Origin of the sequence: Clostridium sp. AF29-8BH, assembly GCF_003478145.1 — a bacterium.
GTDB lineage: Bacteria > Bacillota > Clostridia > Lachnospirales > Lachnospiraceae > Otoolea > Otoolea fessa.
This window is the reverse complement of sequence record NZ_QUEL01000028.1, coordinates 1-18,522: the sequence shown is the minus strand read 5'-3', so window position 1 is coordinate 18,522 and position 18,522 is coordinate 1. Positions and strand designations below refer to the sequence as shown.

Sequence of the window (18,522 nt, the reverse complement as noted above, 5' to 3'; positions counted from 1 at the left end):
AAGTATTTCTTTTTAAAATTTATCATTAGTCTTTATATTTTTGATTAGCTCCCAATAGTAGTGTGTCAATTGCTTCGGATAATTCTTTTCTTACTTTATCAGGATTAGAAAAAGCATATCTTAATTGTAAAGTTGTATAACCATGAAGCATACCTGTTACCATGTTCAAAATTTCAGTGGTCTTATCTGGATTAAAGCCACATGAGCAAATAAGTGTTTTAAGTAAAGATAGATAATCATTAAAAATGATTGCTGTTTCCTCTGTTCCATTCCAACTAGCCCATTGAATTATTTCATAAACACCGGGATGTTCAATCATATAATTAAGATATTCAACTGCCACTAATTTTAATGCTGAATCCCCTGTCTTACCGATTACTGCACGAATCATTTTTTCATTCATAGTACGCATACCACTATGTGCTATCTCCCTAAGAAGTTCATCCAAACTTCCTATATGATTATATAAGGAGGGGGTACGAATCCCTAAATTTTCAGCAATAGCTTTCAAAGAAACATTATGAAGTCCATTTCTATCAGCCATATCAGAAGCAGTTTTTATAACTTCGGCTTTTGTAACTCGCATATTCATTTTCCTCTTTCTACACATCATTTACTTCATTTTAAGTAATCAAATTAATGAAGTCAATAATTTGGTTAGAAAAAATGAACTCTTGTATTGACAAACAGTCTTATAATATTTAAAATTACTAATGTAATTAGTTTTTATGATATTCAAATTAGTTTACGAAAGGAAATACAAATATGTGTACAAGATTTGTGTATAATGGAAAAGAAACCATTGTTGGGTTCAATTTTGATATTGACCTTTCTGAATGGGAACATACTGTAATTGCCGAAAAGGACCGTTTTTTTATAGGGATAAAAATGTCCGATAATAAGTACCACTCTTTTCATGGAATCAATAGAAATGGGAATGTTGGCACATTGTTGTATGTACATGGAAATGACAATGCACAATTTTGCGGTAATGAATCATGCTATACAATAGCTGATTTGACAGAAAACTTTATAAAAGGCAATCTCTCTTTTGACGATTCATTGGAAATAGTGAAAAAAAAGAAAATTACTTATGCTCCTGACACTACTATGCAGGCTATGTTTTCGGATAGAACTGGGCGTGTTCTCATTATTGAACCGGGGATTGGGTATCGTTTGGAAAAAGAAAAATATTCCTTAATAACAAATTACTCCATTCTAAAACCAGAATTGACTAATCCATATGTTTTATCTGGGGATAACAGATATGAAAAGGCAAAGGATTTACTGCAAGGATATGGAGAAAACTTCTCTATTTCCAACGCCTTTGATGTACTTAGGTCAGTACGTCAGGAAGGACTTTGGGCAACCAGAGTTTCTTTTGTATATTCCGTTGCTAAAAATAAGGTATATTATGTGTTGAACAATGATTTCAAAAATATTGCAGAGTATCAATTCTAATATCACTGCAATTATAAACAAAAGTGGAGGATTTACATTTCCCCCACTTCCTTAGATTTGACAATACCATCTGCGACGCTTTCCATAATAACAAGGTCAGCGTCTGTGAAATTGTCTATTTTGTTTTCTAACTGCCTGCGTTTGGTACTTTTCACCTGACTGCTGGCAGGCAAGAAAAACTCATCCACTGATACATTCAGCAGAGATACAAGGTCGTAAAGCACCTGTAAGCTGGGATGCTGCCCTTTGTTCTCAATATTGGTTAAATAACGTGGGTCAATCTCAATCATTGCTCCCACCTGTTCACGGGTCAAACCCTGTTTTTTACGGGCTTCTTTTATGGCAAGCCCCAAAGCCCTGAAATCATATTTATCTTCTTTTTTACGCATAATACACCACCTCTGTACATTTTACTGTTCCTGTTATAATAGTGACAGGTATAGAAAAACGTATTGTACAGTTGTACAGTTCCTATTATGTGTACCAAAGATAAAACTATGCTGCTGAAACGGAAATAAAAAAAACCGTTATTTGGCAGTACACTTTTCTTGCGTCAAAATCACATAAGCCTTTCCAGACGACGGTTTAATAAAAGCCGCCGTCTTTCTTTTTTCCAGAACACATGGAGGTTGTATTAAAGTCAGCTTTTTTTAGGCTCCGGCGGCTTACAGGAGGAAGCCGCTATGCAAAATATTTTCTTAAATATATCTACATTCGGTAAACCGTTAAAAAAAGCCATCCACCTACGCTAGAAAAGTCTGACCTGCAATATGGTTTTTCACAATACATAGTAAGAACTATCGAAGCACACAAGCAGAAATATCGTCTGTTTGCGTGCTTTTTTAGTTGGAAGAAAAAGTTTTTAAATTTTTCTTCTCAAAACGCAACTGCACCCCCTGTCCTGTCGGGACTAAGAGCGAAAAGGGGGAAAGAAGCAGAAATTCCTATCAACTCGCTCCCTTTCAAGGCTGGAAAGGGGGTGAGCAATGATGAAGCCATCTGAATTTCAGACAACCATAGAGAACCAGTTTGATTATATCTGTAAAGTCGCTATGGAGGATGAACGCAAAGACTATCTCAAAGCGTTGTCCAGACAGTGTAAACGGGAAACCCTGTTCTGTGATATGGACGATTACACCGTCAATCTGTTTTCTTCCGAAGACACCTATCCCTCCCATTTCCATACTTTTGAAATGGATGGATTTACTGTCCGCATTGAAAACAGCCTATTAGCAGAAGCATTAGAAAATCTGGATGGAAAGAAACGTGACGTTATCCTGAGATATTATTTCCTCGGATTTGACGATACGGAAATTTCAAAAATTCTGGAAGTCAACCGTTCTACCATCCAGAGAAGAAGACACGCCGGACTGGAATTTATCAAAAAATTTATGGAGGAAGAAGCATGACAGCAAAGCACCCTATGATTCCGTTTCCTGTAATTGTAAGGGCTGCGGACGGTGATATTGAAGCAGTCAACCAGATTGTACGCCATTACAGCGGTTTTATTGCCAGCCGTTCCATGCGTCCCATGAAAGACGAATATGGCAATACTCTCATGGTTGTAGATGAAACCCTACGCCGCCGGATGGAAACACGTCTGATTGCAAAGATTTTATCTTTTGAAATCAGGGAACCAAAGTAAAAATAACGCTCTCCTGTGGAAGCATGGACAAGCCCATGCTTCCCAGACAGAGCTTGCCAGCCTATTAAAGTGCATTATCACCAGTGCATTTTAACAGGCTGACAAAGCCGGATTGTTCCTTGAAAAAGAAAGCGTCTAATCAACGCAGCATAAAGCAGCCGAATACGTTTCGATAGAAAGAGAGCCGTTGGGCTGGCACGCCGTGACCCACCAAAGGAGGGATGAAACCGGATAGCGATTCCTGCCAGCGTTCCATAAGCAGCTTACCGCAGAGCTGCCGCCATGACCTTTCTATTGTGATAATGATACTTCCGTACAGCCTTAGTCCGTGTGATGATGTAGCACCGCTGGCAAAGGGTACGGCTGGATGAGAACCATGCAGGGGTGAGATTCCCATGAGCTTTAGCGAAAGCTGCTCGGCTTGCTTATATACTATTTTGAATTAGAATTTTTCATTCAAAATCAAATAACTATTCGCAGGAAATACAATCTTAATATTACTTTTGCCACAAAATCTGATATAATATAGACAGATATTGAGGGTTCCATATCTGGTCTATGGAAAGGAGGAATATGATTACAGTAACAAAAAAAGACTTAATAGAACTGGGTTATGGGACTTCATTCGCAGCAGACATCATAAGAGAAGCAAAAAAACTTATGATTTCAAAAGGGCATACCTACTATCAGTCACGCAAACTGGACAGGGTTCCCAGAGAAGCTGTGGAAGAATTGTTAGGGATTACTTTTACTGATAAATCAAACTGATTGTACTTCTTGCACATTTATGTAAGGAGTGAAATCATGGCAAAAGACCCTATTAAGAAAGCAGAAAACGGAACTTATTATTTTAGAGCAAACTTAGGTTTCCACCCGATTACCGGAAAACAGATTCAGAAATACAAAAGCGGATTCAAGACAAAAAAGGAAGCCAGAGAAGCATATTCAAAGCTTATGCTTACATCCACAGAGGAATTGACAGAAAAGAAACAGCAGCTATCCTTTCAGCAGTTCATTGAAGAGACTTACCTACCTTGGTATAAAACACAGGTAAAGGAAAGTACCTATCTGAACCGCCGTTCTACCATTCAGAAACATTTTTCATACTTTTACAAAATGACGGTGGATGAGATAGAACCCATTAACGTCCAAAACTGGCAGCTTGAACTCGCAAAAGAATTTAGTCCAAACTATATCCGTATTGTACAGGGTATGCTCTCCATTGCCTTTGACAGAGCAGTTGTTCTCGGTCTTGCAAAGAAAAATCCGTCACGAATGATAGGAAACATCAAGAGCAAGAAAACAAAAGTGGATTTTTGGACACTGGATGAATTTCAAAAGGTAATTTCCCTACTCTACAAGGGCGATTATTACGAACATTACCTTTTCATTTCATACTGGCTCCTGTTTATGACTGGAATGAGAATCGGAGAAGCCGCAGCCCTGCAATGGTCGGATATCAACTTTGAAACCGGACTTTTAAGTATAACGAAAACGCTGTACTATAAAACAATAGACGAATACAAATTTGTGGAACCAAAGACACAAGCCAGTATTCGCACTATCTATATTGACACAGATACCATTAAAGAATTAAAAGCATGGCAGGAAGTACAGCAAAAGGTTTTAAAGGACTGTGACCTTGTACTAAGCTATAATGGGATTCCCACCAGTAAGCACACCCTCCCACGGGCATTAGAAAAACTTGCTGGATTGGCAGGCGTACACCGTATCAAAATTCATGCACTCAGACATTCCCATGCTTCCCTGCTCATCAGTATGGGAGAAAATCCTTTATTGATTAAAGAACGTCTGGGGCATGAAAAGATACAGACCACGTTAGGAACCTATGGACATTTATATCCCAACACCAACGTGGAAGTTGCCAAAAAATTAACTGGCGTTCTCACTTATACTCCGGCAACAACCAGTGTTGCCGATTACACCAGCAATCAGCATACAGCAATCTATCACAGAGCAGTTGAATAAAAAAATGCAATCAAAATGCAATTCTAAAAGAAAAGAGCCTCAAAACCCTTGAAAATAAAGGCTTTGAAGCTCTGCTCCAACTATTCAAACTCTACAAAGACTAACGCTTTTTGTTTAGGAATTATTCTCTGTAATGTTTCTCGTTCTTTTGATTATTTGATATATCCATATTATCCTGCCTATACGAGCTAATGTTATCATTTTGTTATCGGCATTGATAACACCTACTCGATAACTGTGGATAATAACTATATGTAGCATGTCAAATTATAAGCTATTTTGCTTAGAGATTCAACACAAAACTGAAATTTTACTTTTCCTTATATTCATCTGGTATTGCTATTTGAAATGTTTCACACAACAGCATCACATCATGCACATCATTTTTATCGTGTTCATATCCCAAATGAAGCATTACCTGACTCAATGGTTCAATACAAGAAACAGTTATATCTCCAACTTTTCCAATACCGGAAAAAGTTTTTGATGGAAATATATCTCCCTCATAAACAATTCCGTCATCTGTAAATTCAAAACAATGTAAATCAATGATTCTTTGTTTATCATCTTTCCAGACAGTATGACCATCCGTTGTATAATCAGTATTTACTTCCTCAAATCCATGCTGCTTAATCACATAAATATAATCATGATAATGTTTCAGTTCAACAAACAAATCAATATCATTGTGTATTCTTGATTCTCTTTTAAGAAGTGCATCAACACCCCATCCGCCATCTAAATATACTTTAATTTCGTTTTGCAAAGCATATTTTATAATTTCACATGCATCTTCTGTACGTACCATAATCTATCCTCCAAATTCAAATCTTTGTATGCTTTCCAACTCACTAAAAGCCTGAAATTTGTCAGTCTTTCATCCTTTTTGTTATCAATCACCAATTAGCTGTAATCCATTAGGATTTAGCTGATATATTTTATCGCACACCTCTTCAATATACTTTCTATCGTGAGAAATGCTAATGACAGCCCCCGGAAATTCTCGGAGCATTTTTCTTATTACCGGACCGGACAATGGTGAAAAATTTCTTGTCGGTTCATCCAGAATAAGAACATTTGCACCACTTAAGCTCATCCTCAAGAGAAGCACTTTCGCCTTTTGTCCGCCTGATAACTCCCGAATCGGATGCTCCATTTCATCTGGTGTGTATTTAAGTGAACCAAGGTATGTTCTAATTCTTGTACGCTCTTCTTTATCTCCTGTTTTATCAAGGTAATCAACCGGTGTAACATCCAAATCCAGCAGGTCTTCATAAGTTTGAGGCATATATTCTGCTTTAATGTCATTCCGATTTAGGAGTTCTTCCGCTATCTTTTTTAGAAGAGTCGTTTTTCCTGCCCCGTTGGCTCCTATCATACAGATTTTTTCTGAACCTTTTATTTTTAAATGAATTCCTTCTGCTAAAATTCTTTTGCCATCCGGAGTCACAAGCTTTGAAAGTTCATATTCTATGACCGTTTTTCCTGCGGGAATGTGTGAGTTTTCATCCCCTAATTTGACAAAGATTGCTTCTTCCTGTTCCGGCATCTGAGTCATATTTTCATCTTCTTTTTCAAATCTTCGTTCCATTGCCTTAACCGTATGCATTTTGTCCTTTAAGTTTTTGGCAACAGACGGTGCTTGTCTGGTACAACTTCTTAATGCACCTTGTACACTCTGCATAACTCTTTGATATTTTTCATCGCGAATCTTTTTCTCCCTACGGTCACTCAGTGCCCGCTGTTTTTGGATTTCAAATTTATGAAGCCGTTCTTCCACATAGCGTCTATAGGGAAGCTTTGCCACGGTATATCTCGCCTTTGTTTTTCGTATAATCTGCTCGATATGTATCACCATGTTGGCAGTACGCTCTATCAGCGTTTCATCGTGTGAAATAAAAAGCACAATGTGCTTCCAGTCATTTATGATTTTTTCCAGTAATGTAAGCGTCGCAATGTCGATGTCATTGGAAGGTTCGTCCAACAACAGCACAGAAACATCGCGAATGAAAAGCCTCATAAGTTGTGTCTTGACTTTTTCGCCTCCTGAAAGACTACCCATTGTCTGGTTACTGTAGAAAAAATCATTTTTCATTCCAAATTTTCCCGCAATAACAGACAATTCTTTAGGCGTTTTCTCCCAGAATATTTCCTCTTCAGAAAAATATTCGTATATTGTTTTTTCCTTATCTTCATCGAGCATCTCCTGCGGAAGATAACCAAGACGTTCGTGTCCCATTATCCTTTCCCCATCTGCTTCTATATAGTTTTCTACAAGCGACGGATTGTATATCCACTTCATTAATGTCGATTTCCCATTTCCCTCTTCTCCAATAATAACTGCCTTATCTCCATCATTTAGCACAAGGTTGAAATCATTAAGAATTATTCTCAGGTCTTTTTTATGTGTTAAATTTAATTTTTTTATCTGCAACATTAAAGTTTCTCCTTTTCGAAGTCTGAGCCAATTATTATTTTGAACACACAAAAACGAGTCTTTTTTGCATACGCAAAAATAGACTCGCTAAATAGCCCCTTATTTCTTTTCCAAAAGGAAAACAAAGGAAATGCCTCTTGCGATAATCCAACTTAAGCGTACACAAAACAAACCTATTCTCTACAGGCTCAATAACTATATGTGTCTTACTTAAATCAAATTATCTATTAATCATTTCCTCACCTTACACAAAATGTGCCTTTCTTTCTTCTAATGGCAATACTATCATACTGTATTTTTTGTGTCAATACATTTCACCTTATGGAAGTGCAAATTAAAATTTTCACTTCCTAATTATACATCCAACCATTACGAAATTCAATCTTTCACAACCTCTTTACAACCACAACCACAGCACTCCAGCAAACGCAGGAGCACCATACCGTAAAACGCTTATGTGTAAATCAACTCCGTTCCTACAACTTCCCTCACACAAGCCTGAATATTATTCATTCTTCCAATCCATTCGTAGGGATTATCTTTCTTTAATTGTTCCGTCACATCTTGTCTGTCGGCATATTCCTTTACCAGTCGAAGAAACATATCCTCTGCTTGCTTATCGACTTCTGCAAGATAACTATGCAGCTTTCCGCTTGTCAGCAGGTTCATATATAACACTTTATAGTGTTCCTTTAAATGCCTTGCATGTCGTTTCCCCCATAAACCAATCGGCTCTATTTCTTCTTCGGCTGGTACTGTGATGTTCGGCAATAAATAATCACCCACCTGTCTATAAGTTCCGCCCATTTCTTCAAAAATTGTCTTTGTCATTTTCCTTTTCCTCCTGTGATTTTTGTCTATCGTGATCGTGTATTATCACGCTTGCGACCTTTAACTGTTCTTGCCTGCTCCAACAAATCATCTATCTGTTTGCGACCAAAAACCTTACGGAGCAGGCTGTAATCTTTATTTTCTGCTTTTAGGATTTTGTTTTCTTCGGTCAATCTTTCATTGACTTTCTCCAAACGCTGATTGGTGCGGTATAACTGTGCATTCGCTGTATTCAGCCTATGATAGTTGTCCCACCCCTCAAAGCAGCGGGCAAGCACCGTTTTGACAAGTTGCTTCAATTTCCTTACAACCGGCTCTGCCATTTTGGTTTTATATGCCTTTGCAGTCATAAATTTCTCTGGTTCTGGCAACTGATATTTCGGTGCAGTATCAAGCTCTATTTCAAGATTTGACAGCTCGTCTTTTGCCTTATCATAGTTCAATACTCGTTCCGACAACACATCAAATTCAATCTGTTTCTGCTCGATTTTCGCACCTAATGCCGCCACTTCTTTTTCTCTTTCCTGCTTTTTATAATCCAAAACAGAAAGATGTTTTTCGTGTGTGCCTAAATGTTCCCACTCAATCCCATAACGTTCCATCACCGCCGCAAGCTGTTCTTTTTCGGACTGTATCCATTGCGACCACTCCGTATCGCCACGACTGCCGCCCTTAAAACCTTGCGTTGCAAGAGCCTGCTTTAGTGACACTCTTGTATCAAGTCCACGCTTGCTGCCTGTGGTAAAAGGTACAAAATCTATGTGCAGATGTGGTGTAGCTTCATCCATATGCAGATGAGCCGAGAACACCCGAAGCTGTGGATTTCGCTCCTGAAAACCCTGATAGTATTCATCTAAAATCTGCTTTGCCAGTTCTCCGTTTTCCGTATCGGCGTTCATATTTCCCTTACCGCCCACCTGTAAAATGATTTCGTGGAACGGTTTTTCCTGCTTGGAACTTCGGATTTTTTCATAATAATCTTTTATCTTTCGGTCTGACCTTATCTGCTTGGCATTGTATCTTTCCAATGCTTCATCAAACAATTCGTGATAAACTGTCTTTATATTTTCATTGCAGTAGTCGATATTGAGATGAGTACGAGTTCCGTCTACATTTTCTGCTCGGAACTTTCGGCTATTGTGATTGACCGAGCCTTTACCGACCATTGCACTTATCGTTCTCTGCATTTTTTCATCTCCCATCTGTAAATTTCAACATTCTCAGGTTTGTTACTTTTGTCAAAAGTAACGCAAAAGCACTTTTGACGGGTACACCCATCAAAAATGCGACCTGTAAACAGGTTTTGCGTTCTCCGAGGCTCTCCGAGGGGTGAGCGTGTGCCGGTGGCACACACGCCTGCGAACCGACCGAGCCAGCAGGCGAGACCAAAGAGCCGCCTTTGAAAAGGCACTCTCTGCACACTCCCCTAAACTTTATCCGGTGTCAAAGTGTGACGATGGTGACAATGTTTTTCACAGCGTGCTGCTCTCAAAAACATTGACACCTTTGACACCGTTTGTCACGCCGTCTGCTCGGTTTCTTTCCAAAGTGAAACCTTTCTTCCGTCGTGTGTGCGGCTGTTCTGATAACGGATACCGTAATCACGAAACAGCCTGCTTGCGTTGATACTGAGCCTTAAAGAAAGTACATTCGGCTTTATATCCACCGCAAGCCTTTCGCAAAGTTCCGAAGCAGTTCCTTCCCATCTGTCACTTTCCGAAAAGAGCGTATCCGCTATCTTCTCAAGCAGAGGTTCGGGCGGTTCTTTCCACATCTCCGTTTCCGATTTTGCAAAGTTCCACACCAATCGCTCGCTGTCCCTTACAAGATGGATTTTCATATCCTGCTGGTCTCTGCCAGCAACATCAAGTGTGGCATTGTTGGAAGTACGCTTGTCCTTACTGAGAACAAATGCACCGTCTGCCGCACCCATCAGACCATTCGTGCCTGAAATCATATCGAATATATCTTCCGATTTTTGTTTGCGTGTATGATGAACAATAAGCATTGAAACCTTGTAACTGTCTGCCAACGCTTTCAGCCTTGCCACAACATCATAATCACTTGCGTAGCTGTAATCTGCTCCGCCTGCTTCACGCACACGCTTTAAGGTGTCTATGATAATCAAGCCTGTGTCTGGGTGTTCCCTCATAAACCCTCTTATCTGTTCTTCCAGTCCGCCATTGACCGTTTTACATTCCGTTGCGAAATACAGATTGCCTGTCTCCTTTGCACCGAACATCTGAAACAATCGCTTCTGCAAACGTGGGTAATCATCTTCAAGGGCAAAATAAAGCACCGTTGCCTTACGCACCTTATACTCCCAAAGCGGTGTGCCTGTGCTGATATGATAGGCAAGCTGTGCCATCATAAAGCTCTTTCCCACTTTCGGGGAACCTACGAAAAGGTAAGTTCCCCTTTGGAGCAGACCGTCGATAAGTGGTGTCTGAACCTCAAACACCGTATCATACAGCGTTGTCATTGATACTGTTTTCAGATAGGAAGGGTCTAACTGTCTGAGTATTTCCCTTTGCATTTCTTCAAAAGATTGCTCGTACCCCTTGAAATCCGTATCCTGATTGACTATACTATTGTCAGTACATTTGGAAAGTGACTGTTCCGCATCTGTTGCCGCAGATACATTTGGAATAGTCATTTCTTTTTTATTCTCCATTCGCATCCTCTCCTTTCAAACCGCCGAGAATAATGGAAATCAGTTCTATTACACTCAGCAGTTCATCATCCACACCTTTTCCTGCTTCAATCCTTTTCAGTTCCGCAAGGCTGTGGCAAATTCCGTTTTCAACGCCTTATACACTCTCGGATTGCCCTGTACCACCACATCCTGATTTAAGCAACGGCGGTAACAATACTCCTGTTTTGGCAATCCTGATAGAGCTACAGCTCTGTTAATGAGTTCGTTTTCTTCGGGCGATACTCGAAACCCTACTGTGATATTCCTCCAACGATTTTTGTTATCTCTGTTCTTAGCTGACATTTTCAAAATCTCCTTTCCCTAAATCATCTAATTTTTCTGCCATCTCAATCTGCTTTGACGGAAAGAGGTGTGCGTACTGATAAGTAATATCAATACTTTCGTGACCAACTCGGTCAGCAATCGCCACCGCAGAAAAGCCCATATCAATCAAGAGTGAAATGTGGCTGTGACGGAGATCGTGAATGCGGATACGCTTCACGCCTGCCGCCTTTGCCCCTCTGTCCATCTCGTGATGAAGATAGCTTTTCGTCACCGTAAAGATACGGTCTTTCTTCTTCAATCCGTAAAGCATACCGAGATATTCTTTCATTTCCTCACACAGAAACTTCGGCATTTTAATCGTGCGGTTGCTCTTTTTCGTTTTCGGAGAAGTAATCACATCCTGCCCTTTCAAACGCTGATAGGATTTATTGATTGTGACTGTTTCCTTATCAAAGTTGAAATCTGCCGGAGTCAAAGCTAACAGCTCGCCCTCTCGGATACCGCACCAGTAAAGCATTTCAAACGCATAAAAGGAAACAGGCTTGTCCATCATCTCAAAAGAGAATTTCTTGTATTCTTCCTTTGTCCAGAACAGCATTTCCTTGTGTTCCTCACGTCCCATATTTCCCACCTTTGCCGCAGGATTGGAACGCAGTTCATAGTAGCGGACAGCGTGATTGAAAATGGCGGACAACTGATTGTGCAGCGTTTTCAGATACGTCTGTGAATAAGGCTTTTTCTTCTCATCACGATAGGCAAGCATTTCATTCTGCCAAGTAATAATCTCCTTTGTGGAAATCTCGCTGATTTTCAGTTTCCCGAAATACGGAAGTATCTTTGTGCGTATGATATGCTCTTTGGTAAGCCACGTGTTTTCCTTCAAACGGTTCTTCACATCATTGATATAAAGCTCCGTAAAGGCTTCAAAACTCATATCAAGGTCTGAAGAAGTCTGCAATTTGAACATTCTTTCCCATTCCTGTGCTTCTCGTTTGGTAGCAAAGCCACGCTTGCATTTCTGCTTGCGTTCCCCTTTCCAGTTCACATACCTTGCCATCACATACCAAGTACCGTTATCTTCATTCTTAAATACCGGCATTTACATTTCCCCCTTTCCTGCTCCGTAGAGCCTTTCGTAAAAATACTGGCGATTTACACGCCCTGCAATCGTAATAAAGCCCTTTGCTTTCAATTCCTCATTTAATTGTCTGATGAGTTTATATGCATAAGGTTTTGATACGTTTAGTTCCTGAGCCACATCTTCGGCTCGGATAAATCTGTTTTCCATATCCTTTTTCTTCCTTTCTTAAAATAATTTTTTGCTTGCCGCTTTCTCCGTGTTAAAGTTCCAACAGGCACTCCTGCTTGTCGGCAGGCGCTGTGCTGTCCCAATGCACCGCAGTACATCAGGCGCTCGCTCGTATAGGGGTTCCCGAAAAGTCGGAGACTTTTGGGGAAGAGGAGGAGCAGTGCAGCGAATGAGCTTTTGTGCTTGCACACAAGCGAACGATACGGAACTTGCTCCGACGAGGTCTTGGCGGTTTGGCTTTTCGGACGGTCATTCAGTTGTCGCATTAAGCATATTTGTTTAATTCGTAATTTATTTTACTAAACATATTTGCTATTGTCAAGTGGTTGCAAAGAAAATATTAAACATTTTTGTTTCGGTTTTTCTTGACTTCCACTAAACATTTCTGCTATACTTATTTCACTAAATATAAAAGGAGCGTATCATTATGGCTATCAGCGAAAGAATACATTTTTTCAGACTAATGCGTGGTATGACACAAAAGTATCTCGGTACAGCAATCGGTTTTCCAGAAAAGAGTGCTGATGTGCGTTTGGCACAGTACGAAACTGGTACACGCAAACCGAAAGCAGACCTTACAAATGCATTGGCACAGGTGCTTGATGTTTCTCCACAGGCTCTTGATGTTCCTGACATAGACAGCTATATCGGTCTTATGCACACTCTGTTTACCCTTGAAGATATTTACGGTCTTACTGTCAGTGAAGCAGACGGAGAGGTATGCTTAAAGGTCAACAAGGACAAAGGCAGAGAAGCATATGAACTCCTCAAAATGCTGTATGCTTGGAAAGAACAGGCAGACAAGCTATCTTCCGAAGAAATCAACAGAGAAGAATACGATAACTGGCGTTACCATTATCCAGAGTTCGACACCACACAGCGTTGGGCAAAAGTTCCATCACAGGAATTAAGTGACGCTCTCGTGGAAGCATTCAAAGACCACTTGAAAGATAAATAAGCACCTACAGGACCTGCCACTGGCAGCTCCCTACAGATGCTTTGGCAACGACAAAAAAGCCCTTAACTATGGTTATTAACCACAGCTAAGGGCTTAGTTTATAATATGGAATTTGTTCAGAGCCAAGCTCCGAACTTTAGTCTGCAAGCCACCTGTTAATTGTTCCGTTACCCATAAACCACTGGATAACAAGAATAATGGCACTTGCTATGACTGTTATCAATTTGTTATCAAAAGACTAATCGAAATCGCTGAAACCCGCATAAACACTGGCTTTTTTAAGCAACTCGATTTATTCAAACTCGGCGTGTCCTTTGTTGCTCTTAACTATATTTGTTTAAGCTTTATGCAAATACACACCGTTTTTTACTTCAATTACATCATTTATTCTGGCTTGCTGATTTTCTGTTGCCAAAATGTTGCCACTCTGTCTAAAACTTTGGGGCAATAATCCCAAAAGATTATTGCCCCAAACATAACATTACACAACAATTATCAAAATACAATCTTATCTAGTAATGCATAACCATATAGCTAACTTACCTAACAAATATAGTATATCCAGTTTTCATCAAAAAGTCAACTAATATTTAAGGCTGAAGCCAATAATATTTAAGGCTGAAGCCAATAACTGTCTGGACGGGCAATTAGTCTCGCATTATTATATGCCATTTCCGTTGTAAGACATGTATGTCCATAATAAACGATTCCATCATCACTCAGAGATAAAACCAAAGCTAAATCTGGTTTATCTGGATTCGTTAAGTATAAAGGAGCTAACAATTGAATTTTGTCATTATAAAATTGCGGAACAACCGTTTTATAATTAGCTTCTATGCGCTTCTTAACTGACCTGATAGCCCCATCAATTAAATTCTGACAAAACTCTTTACCATTAGCACGTAACTGTTCAGGTATTCTCAAAAAATTTTCCTCGTCATACAATATATGATCCCACTGTGGAATGATGTCTAACTTAATATCATATATTAACGCACTCGGATCATCAAAATAACTTGCTCTCTGCAAATCTAATGCAGCAGAATTAGAAATATCTGCAAATTTTATCGTGTAACTATTGTAAAACGCAGTAAATCTCCACTCTTGAAATCCAGCTATCGGATTTTTAATGCAATAAAAGTAAATTGGCTGCCATGTCTTATCATATAATCCTGTATTAAAACAACCCACTTTATCATCCATATAAATATACTTTTGCTTATCACTGTCAGGAGCTTCTTCTCGTTCTTTCCACAATTTTTCAAAAGTAAAATACAGATAATTTCTCAAGATACCAAAATCTTCTTTTCCTGCATAACTCCATTTTTCAGCCGGTAAATCATTCGTTGCCAACATTTGTAATCTATTTGTAAAAAATTCATAATTGCCCAAAAAACTCCAATCCTTAAGACGCATATATTTTTCTCCATTCAAAATAAAATCAGCTTAGTCTATCGCAACCATTTCTACATCCTTATTATAGCAAATCCTCGCAGATTAACAACCTATTTTTGAAATGTTACGCAATAGAAGCTCATTTTCGGAGATTTAGATTAAAGTATCGCAGCACCTTTTATCATCTCTGAAATCCCTTGAAAAATAAGTCTTTCGGAGCGCCTAATGCGTAACATTCTGCTCCAGCCCCATTTCCTTTATCACTTGCTTTGCATTATCCGCTTTATCACTGGGTACAATAATTGCAATCCTATCATCAATACCTCTGCCCATGCCATAACGTACAGACGCAAATCCGGCATCTCCTAAATCCTGTCCGTATGCCATAATACCGTTATCTTTCAATGTACTTATTATCATTTCCGCCTGCATATTTCCGTCCGCTATAAATACATTTACAGGCTGTTGCTCTTTAACCAGTACAGTCTCATTGTCCGGCATACTTTTTTCTCTTCTTTTATGATTGAAACAAGCCAGTATTCTCAATACCCCAAAACCAACTATGGCAATTCCCACAAAAAATATAAGTGCGCTATGAACCGCTTGAGACGTTGTTGCGCCTAATCTGATATAGCAAATAACCAATGCCACCGCAAATACTCCGGCACATATCACAGCTATCAACGCATCTGTAAATGGCGTACTTTTGAATCTGGAACCAGTCTCCCAAACTCCATTATAGGTCATCACTCCAATATAAGCCGCTCCACCAACAAGTAAAACAGCAGTTTCTCCTGCCACAATCGCCAATTCTCCCACCATGAGAAGCTGAATAATTATCACAGCCGCACAAATAGCAAAGGTTAGACCAAATGCAATATTTCCGGCTTTTGTTACCCTCTCTTTTTCCAGTTTGTTATAGTCTGCCACTTTAGATAATGTTTCTTTCAATTCTTTATCCATACTCTCGCTTTTCCTTTCTCCGTCCAAAATTTCTTTCACTTCTACATTATAGAACTCTGCCATTTTGATAAGGATACTTAAATCTGGCATATTGGTTCCTGTTTCCCACCGAGAGATCGTTCTTCCCGATACAAGAAGAATTTCTGCAAGCTGTTCTTGTGTTAATCCTCGTTCTTTACGAAGCACCTTTAAAAATTCTCCTATCTTTTTCGTATCCATTCCTTTCCCCTCCTTTCACTTGCACATTACCATAAATGTCTACAGCAAAACACGACACAAAGCGAGAAATGCCCTATTTTCGCCATTAGACACGATTGTCTAATTAAATTTTCTCATACTGCAAGGTCATTTTACCAGATACCTGCTCAATTATCCATGTAATTTTAAAAACAAATAGCAAATCCCCACCAGCCAGTCAAGAGTAAACTGAACGACTACGCCGCTCTTGACTAACTGGCGGAGATTCGCTTCATGGCAGCTAAGAGGGCTTTAAGCAGCCCTCTGCCTGTCAGCGGGCTTCCCGATTGTATTTTCTCCTTATAGCCCGTTTCTGCTCGGCTTCTATCTGTTCCTGTTGCTTCGCCCGGTTAATAACAGCGTTTACCTTTTCAGAGCCGACCACCGCCTTTATACGTCCAAAATCTGCCACCACTATCCGCAGTTCCCTGTTTTCGTCTAAAACTTCTTCCAGCCTGTTTGTCAACCGCTCGTTTCCGCTCCGTTCCCTGTTATAAGCCGCTTGCAGCTTCGTAAATTTGTTTGAAATATCCAGATACGCCGAATAGATAGAGCGCATAACTTGAACCATTTTCACTACAAGAGGTTTCGCCTTTTTCTCCCGGTATGATTTTGCAGATTCTACAACCGCCGCTTCTGGAAGCGTCTGCTCCGGATCTGCGGAAAAATCTGCCGCCAGCTTCTCCATGTTCTTAACCATAGGGGCAAGTTCATTCATGCGTTTCTGGTATTTATCCGCCTGCTTCTGCGCTTTCTCTGCTTCCTGCCGGGACTCCTGTAAATCTTCCTGCAAGGAGCGAATCTCATCATCAACCTGTAACAACTGTTCATGCAAATCTTCGTTGATTTCTTGAAAAGCGGCATTTTCTTCCTGCAATTTCGCTTTCTTCGCTTCCAACTCTGCAACTTCCTTTGCCCTCTCCTTTTTCTCAAAATCCAAGACGGATAAATGCTTTTCATGTGTGCCTTTCTTCTCCCATTCAATCCCATGTTCCAGCATGACAACGGCAAGCTGTTCTTTCTCATAAGCCACCCACTGATTTAATTCTGTTTCACGTCTTGTACCGCCTTTAAAGCCGAGAGCAGATAACGCCTGTTTCAGTGATACTCTTGTATCAAGCCCCCGCTTGCTTCCTGTCGTATACGGTACAAAATCTATGTGCAAGTGGGGCGTTGCTTCGTCCATGTGAAGATAGGCAGCAAATACTCTCAAAGTGAGATTGCGCTGCCGGAAACCTTGCATATATTCATCAAGTACCTTTGCCGCAAGCTGTCCGTCCTCTGTTTTTGCCCCCATATTGTCCTTATCGCCTATCTGCACAATGATTTCATGGAATGGTTTTTCCTGCTTTCCACGCAGTATTTTATTGTAATAATCATCAATCCGGCGGTCACTTCTGGTCTGTTTCTCATTGTACCGGGCAAGTGCTTCATCAAACAATTCGTGATATACGTCTTTAACATTTTCGTTGCAGTATTCCACGTTCAGACAACTTCGCTCCGGGTCAGTATTCTTTGCATGGAATTTTCTGCTGTTATGGTTGACAGAGCCTTTTCCTGTCATAAAGCTGATCGTTCGCTTCAATCAATATCCTTTCTCCCTGTCCGGGTAATCAGCGCCGGATACGGCGCATAGGCTTTGTTACTTTCGCCGAAAGTAACGCAAAAGCACTTTTGACAGCCGTTCCGTCCATCAAAAACTGCCTTTGCGCTCTGCCGAGGGCTTTTCCGTCCTACGGACGGAGCGGCTGTTCCCGCCGCTTTGCTTCCGCCGCCATAGCTTTTCGGATAGCCGAAAGTACGTTTTCCACCGTACATTCCTCCCATCCGGCAAGCCATACCAGCGTCCGCATTTCTGCCACAGTCAGTTCCACATCTCCAAAGATTTCGTTGAGTGCAGCAATCCTCCGGGCTTCACTTTCGTATAAATATTTGTTCACGTTCCGAGTTCCCCATTCTGGCTGAATTATCATTGAATCACACCTTTCTCGTTGTCTTCTATCCACAGGAGCGTAACACGCTCCTGTCTATTATCAAAGGAAAACTACCAGCGGAAGTTGTCCGACACTCCACGTTTTTCCAGATATTCCTGTCTGGCTTTTTCCCGTTCTTCCTGTGTGGGCGCAGTCTTATATTTCGCATATAATTCATGGCGCACCAGCGAATCCAATTTCTGCTCCAATCCCTGCCGGATTTCATTCAGACAATCATCATCTTCCATTAGATGATAGCGGAGCAGAGATACAAACAATTCATAAGGAATTTGCACGTTTTTCATCACTTAATCCTTTCTGCGTCGGTTTGCGTCGATAGCGTC

21 protein-coding genes and 1 pseudogene are annotated in these 18,522 nt (G+C 40.2%); 7 read left to right on the top strand and 15 right to left on the bottom strand.

The window, feature by feature from the left end:
* Positions 1-25: 25 nt before the first annotated feature.
* Complete coding sequence (locus DWZ16_RS13480; protein WP_015552518.1) at positions 26-586, bottom strand: TetR/AcrR family transcriptional regulator; 561 nt, start codon at positions 584-586, stop codon at positions 26-28.
* Between the two features lie 179 nt (positions 587-765).
* Here DWZ16_RS13480 and DWZ16_RS13475 point away from each other — a divergent pair, with 179 nt between their 5' ends.
* Positions 766-1,461: a hypothetical protein gene (locus DWZ16_RS13475; RefSeq protein ID WP_015552517.1), complete on the top strand. Its 696-nt coding sequence runs from the start codon at positions 766-768 to the stop codon at positions 1,459-1,461.
* 32 nt (positions 1,462-1,493) lie between these two features.
* Here DWZ16_RS13475 and DWZ16_RS13470 read toward each other — a convergent pair whose 3' ends face one another.
* Positions 1,494-1,850: a helix-turn-helix domain-containing protein gene (locus DWZ16_RS13470; RefSeq protein WP_009009558.1), complete on the bottom strand. Its 357-nt coding sequence runs from the start codon at positions 1,848-1,850 to the stop codon at positions 1,494-1,496.
* Between the two features lie 600 nt (positions 1,851-2,450).
* Here DWZ16_RS13470 and DWZ16_RS13465 point away from each other — a divergent pair.
* The 5 genes from DWZ16_RS13465 to DWZ16_RS13445 all read left to right on the top strand — a co-directional run bounded on the left by DWZ16_RS13465 (position 2,451) and on the right by DWZ16_RS13445 (position 5,095).
* Positions 2,451-2,870 carry an RNA polymerase sigma factor gene (locus tag DWZ16_RS13465; RefSeq protein WP_009255078.1) on the top strand — a complete coding sequence of 140 codons (420 nt, stop codon included), beginning with the start codon at positions 2,451-2,453 and terminating at the stop codon, positions 2,868-2,870.
* Positions 2,867-3,106, top strand: a complete 240-nt coding sequence (locus DWZ16_RS13460; protein ID WP_015552516.1) for a helix-turn-helix domain-containing protein — start codon at positions 2,867-2,869, stop codon at positions 3,104-3,106. Before DWZ16_RS13465 ends, DWZ16_RS13460 begins: the two co-directional genes overlap by 4 nt.
* Before the next feature lie 221 nt (positions 3,107-3,327).
* Entirely contained in the window at positions 3,328-3,477 is a 150-nt protein-coding gene (locus tag DWZ16_RS15590) for a hypothetical protein (protein WP_172749838.1), read from the top strand.
* A 202-nt stretch (positions 3,478-3,679) separates the two neighbouring features.
* A complete protein-coding gene (locus tag DWZ16_RS13450; RefSeq protein ID WP_011861908.1) occupies positions 3,680-3,874 on the top strand; it encodes a DUF3173 domain-containing protein in 195 nt (64 codons plus the stop codon).
* Between the two features lie 36 nt (positions 3,875-3,910).
* Positions 3,911-5,095 carry a site-specific integrase gene (locus DWZ16_RS13445; protein ID WP_015552515.1) on the top strand — a complete coding sequence of 395 codons (1,185 nt, stop codon included), beginning with the start codon at positions 3,911-3,913 and terminating at the stop codon, positions 5,093-5,095.
* 310 nt (positions 5,096-5,405) lie between these two features.
* Here DWZ16_RS13445 and DWZ16_RS13440 read toward each other — a convergent pair whose 3' ends face one another.
* The 8 genes and pseudogenes from DWZ16_RS13440 to DWZ16_RS13405 form a co-directional block, all read right to left on the bottom strand.
* The gene (locus DWZ16_RS13440) at positions 5,406-5,903 is read right to left on the bottom strand and encodes a nucleotidyltransferase domain-containing protein (RefSeq protein WP_009247521.1); all 498 of its coding nucleotides are present in this window, start codon (positions 5,901-5,903) and stop codon (positions 5,406-5,408) included.
* A gap of 84 nt (positions 5,904-5,987) precedes the next feature.
* Entirely contained in the window at positions 5,988-7,532 is a 1,545-nt protein-coding gene (locus DWZ16_RS13435; protein ID WP_009247522.1) for an ATP-binding cassette domain-containing protein, read from the bottom strand.
* Positions 7,533-7,985: 453 nt separating this feature from the next.
* Positions 7,986-8,363, bottom strand: coding sequence for a TnpV protein (locus DWZ16_RS13430; protein ID WP_009247523.1), 378 nt, complete (start codon positions 8,361-8,363; stop codon positions 7,986-7,988).
* Between the two features lie 26 nt (positions 8,364-8,389).
* Positions 8,390-9,550, bottom strand: a complete 1,161-nt coding sequence (locus tag DWZ16_RS13425) for a plasmid recombination protein (protein WP_009247524.1) — start codon at positions 9,548-9,550, stop codon at positions 8,390-8,392.
* Between the two features lie 332 nt (positions 9,551-9,882).
* Positions 9,883-11,037 carry an AAA family ATPase gene (locus DWZ16_RS13420; RefSeq protein ID WP_009247525.1) on the bottom strand — a complete coding sequence of 385 codons (1,155 nt, stop codon included), beginning with the start codon at positions 11,035-11,037 and terminating at the stop codon, positions 9,883-9,885.
* Positions 11,027-11,361 (bottom strand): annotated as a pseudogene (locus DWZ16_RS13415) (hypothetical protein). Before DWZ16_RS13415 ends, DWZ16_RS13420 begins: the two are co-directional and overlap by 11 nt.
* Positions 11,351-12,442: a site-specific integrase gene (locus tag DWZ16_RS13410; RefSeq protein ID WP_009247527.1), complete on the bottom strand. Its 1,092-nt coding sequence runs from the start codon at positions 12,440-12,442 to the stop codon at positions 11,351-11,353. The pseudogene DWZ16_RS13415 and the gene DWZ16_RS13410 overlap by 11 nt, the downstream one beginning before the upstream one ends.
* Positions 12,443-12,631: a transcriptional regulator gene (locus DWZ16_RS13405; protein WP_009247528.1), complete on the bottom strand. Its 189-nt coding sequence runs from the start codon at positions 12,629-12,631 to the stop codon at positions 12,443-12,445.
* A 448-nt stretch (positions 12,632-13,079) separates the two neighbouring features.
* Here DWZ16_RS13405 and DWZ16_RS13400 point away from each other — a divergent pair, with 448 nt between their 5' ends.
* Entirely contained in the window at positions 13,080-13,610 is a 531-nt protein-coding gene (locus DWZ16_RS13400) for a helix-turn-helix domain-containing protein (protein WP_009247529.1), read from the top strand.
* Between the two features lie 612 nt (positions 13,611-14,222).
* On the opposite strand, the gene DWZ16_RS13395 is transcribed toward DWZ16_RS13400, so the two are convergent.
* The 5 genes from DWZ16_RS13395 to DWZ16_RS13375 all read right to left on the bottom strand — a co-directional run bounded on the left by DWZ16_RS13395 (position 14,223) and on the right by DWZ16_RS13375 (position 18,483).
* Entirely contained in the window at positions 14,223-15,026 is an 804-nt protein-coding gene (locus DWZ16_RS13395; RefSeq protein WP_243022038.1) for a DUF3825 domain-containing protein, read from the bottom strand.
* A 201-nt stretch (positions 15,027-15,227) separates the two neighbouring features.
* Positions 15,228-16,187 carry a helix-turn-helix domain-containing protein gene (locus DWZ16_RS13390; protein WP_008374019.1) on the bottom strand — a complete coding sequence of 320 codons (960 nt, stop codon included), beginning with the start codon at positions 16,185-16,187 and terminating at the stop codon, positions 15,228-15,230.
* A 289-nt stretch (positions 16,188-16,476) separates the two neighbouring features.
* Complete coding sequence (locus tag DWZ16_RS13385; protein WP_118523034.1) at positions 16,477-17,769, bottom strand: plasmid recombination protein; 1,293 nt, start codon at positions 17,767-17,769, stop codon at positions 16,477-16,479.
* 169 nt (positions 17,770-17,938) lie between these two features.
* Positions 17,939-18,145 carry a hypothetical protein gene (locus DWZ16_RS13380; protein ID WP_233430202.1) on the bottom strand — a complete coding sequence of 69 codons (207 nt, stop codon included), beginning with the start codon at positions 18,143-18,145 and terminating at the stop codon, positions 17,939-17,941.
* A gap of 104 nt (positions 18,146-18,249) precedes the next feature.
* Entirely contained in the window at positions 18,250-18,483 is a 234-nt protein-coding gene (locus DWZ16_RS13375; protein WP_008374025.1) for a hypothetical protein, read from the bottom strand.
* Between the last annotated feature and the right edge of the window lie 39 nt (positions 18,484-18,522).

Bases quoted from the DNA above. Each gene is read 5' to 3' on its own strand.
- DWZ16_RS13480 (WP_015552518.1), bottom strand. From the start codon at position 586: ATGCGAGTTACAAAAGCCGAAGTTATAAAAACTGCTTCTGATATGGCT.
- DWZ16_RS13475 (WP_015552517.1), top strand. From the start codon at position 766: ATGTGTACAAGATTTGTGTATAATGGAAAAGAAACCATTGTTGGGTTC.
- DWZ16_RS13470 (WP_009009558.1), bottom strand. From the start codon at position 1,850: ATGCGTAAAAAAGAAGATAAATATGATTTCAGGGCTTTGGGGCTTGCC.
- DWZ16_RS13465 (WP_009255078.1), top strand. From the start codon at position 2,451: ATGAAGCCATCTGAATTTCAGACAACCATAGAGAACCAGTTTGATTAT.
- DWZ16_RS13460 (WP_015552516.1), top strand. From the start codon at position 2,867: ATGACAGCAAAGCACCCTATGATTCCGTTTCCTGTAATTGTAAGGGCT.
- DWZ16_RS15590 (WP_172749838.1), top strand. From the start codon at position 3,328: ATGAAACCGGATAGCGATTCCTGCCAGCGTTCCATAAGCAGCTTACCG.
- DWZ16_RS13450 (WP_011861908.1), top strand. From the start codon at position 3,680: ATGATTACAGTAACAAAAAAAGACTTAATAGAACTGGGTTATGGGACT.
- DWZ16_RS13445 (WP_015552515.1), top strand. From the start codon at position 3,911: ATGGCAAAAGACCCTATTAAGAAAGCAGAAAACGGAACTTATTATTTT.
- DWZ16_RS13440 (WP_009247521.1), bottom strand. From the start codon at position 5,903: ATGGTACGTACAGAAGATGCATGTGAAATTATAAAATATGCTTTGCAA.
- DWZ16_RS13435 (WP_009247522.1), bottom strand. From the start codon at position 7,532: ATGTTGCAGATAAAAAAATTAAATTTAACACATAAAAAAGACCTGAGA.
- DWZ16_RS13430 (WP_009247523.1), bottom strand. From the start codon at position 8,363: ATGACAAAGACAATTTTTGAAGAAATGGGCGGAACTTATAGACAGGTG.
- DWZ16_RS13425 (WP_009247524.1), bottom strand. From the start codon at position 9,550: ATGCAGAGAACGATAAGTGCAATGGTCGGTAAAGGCTCGGTCAATCAC.
- DWZ16_RS13420 (WP_009247525.1), bottom strand. From the start codon at position 11,037: ATGGAGAATAAAAAAGAAATGACTATTCCAAATGTATCTGCGGCAACA.
- DWZ16_RS13410 (WP_009247527.1), bottom strand. From the start codon at position 12,442: ATGCCGGTATTTAAGAATGAAGATAACGGTACTTGGTATGTGATGGCA.
- DWZ16_RS13405 (WP_009247528.1), bottom strand. From the start codon at position 12,631: ATGGAAAACAGATTTATCCGAGCCGAAGATGTGGCTCAGGAACTAAAC.
- DWZ16_RS13400 (WP_009247529.1), top strand. From the start codon at position 13,080: ATGGCTATCAGCGAAAGAATACATTTTTTCAGACTAATGCGTGGTATG.
- DWZ16_RS13395 (WP_243022038.1), bottom strand. From the start codon at position 15,026: ATGCGTCTTAAGGATTGGAGTTTTTTGGGCAATTATGAATTTTTTACA.
- DWZ16_RS13390 (WP_008374019.1), bottom strand. From the start codon at position 16,187: ATGGATACGAAAAAGATAGGAGAATTTTTAAAGGTGCTTCGTAAAGAA.
- DWZ16_RS13385 (WP_118523034.1), bottom strand. From the start codon at position 17,769: ATGACAGGAAAAGGCTCTGTCAACCATAACAGCAGAAAATTCCATGCA.
- DWZ16_RS13375 (WP_008374025.1), bottom strand. From the start codon at position 18,483: ATGAAAAACGTGCAAATTCCTTATGAATTGTTTGTATCTCTGCTCCGC.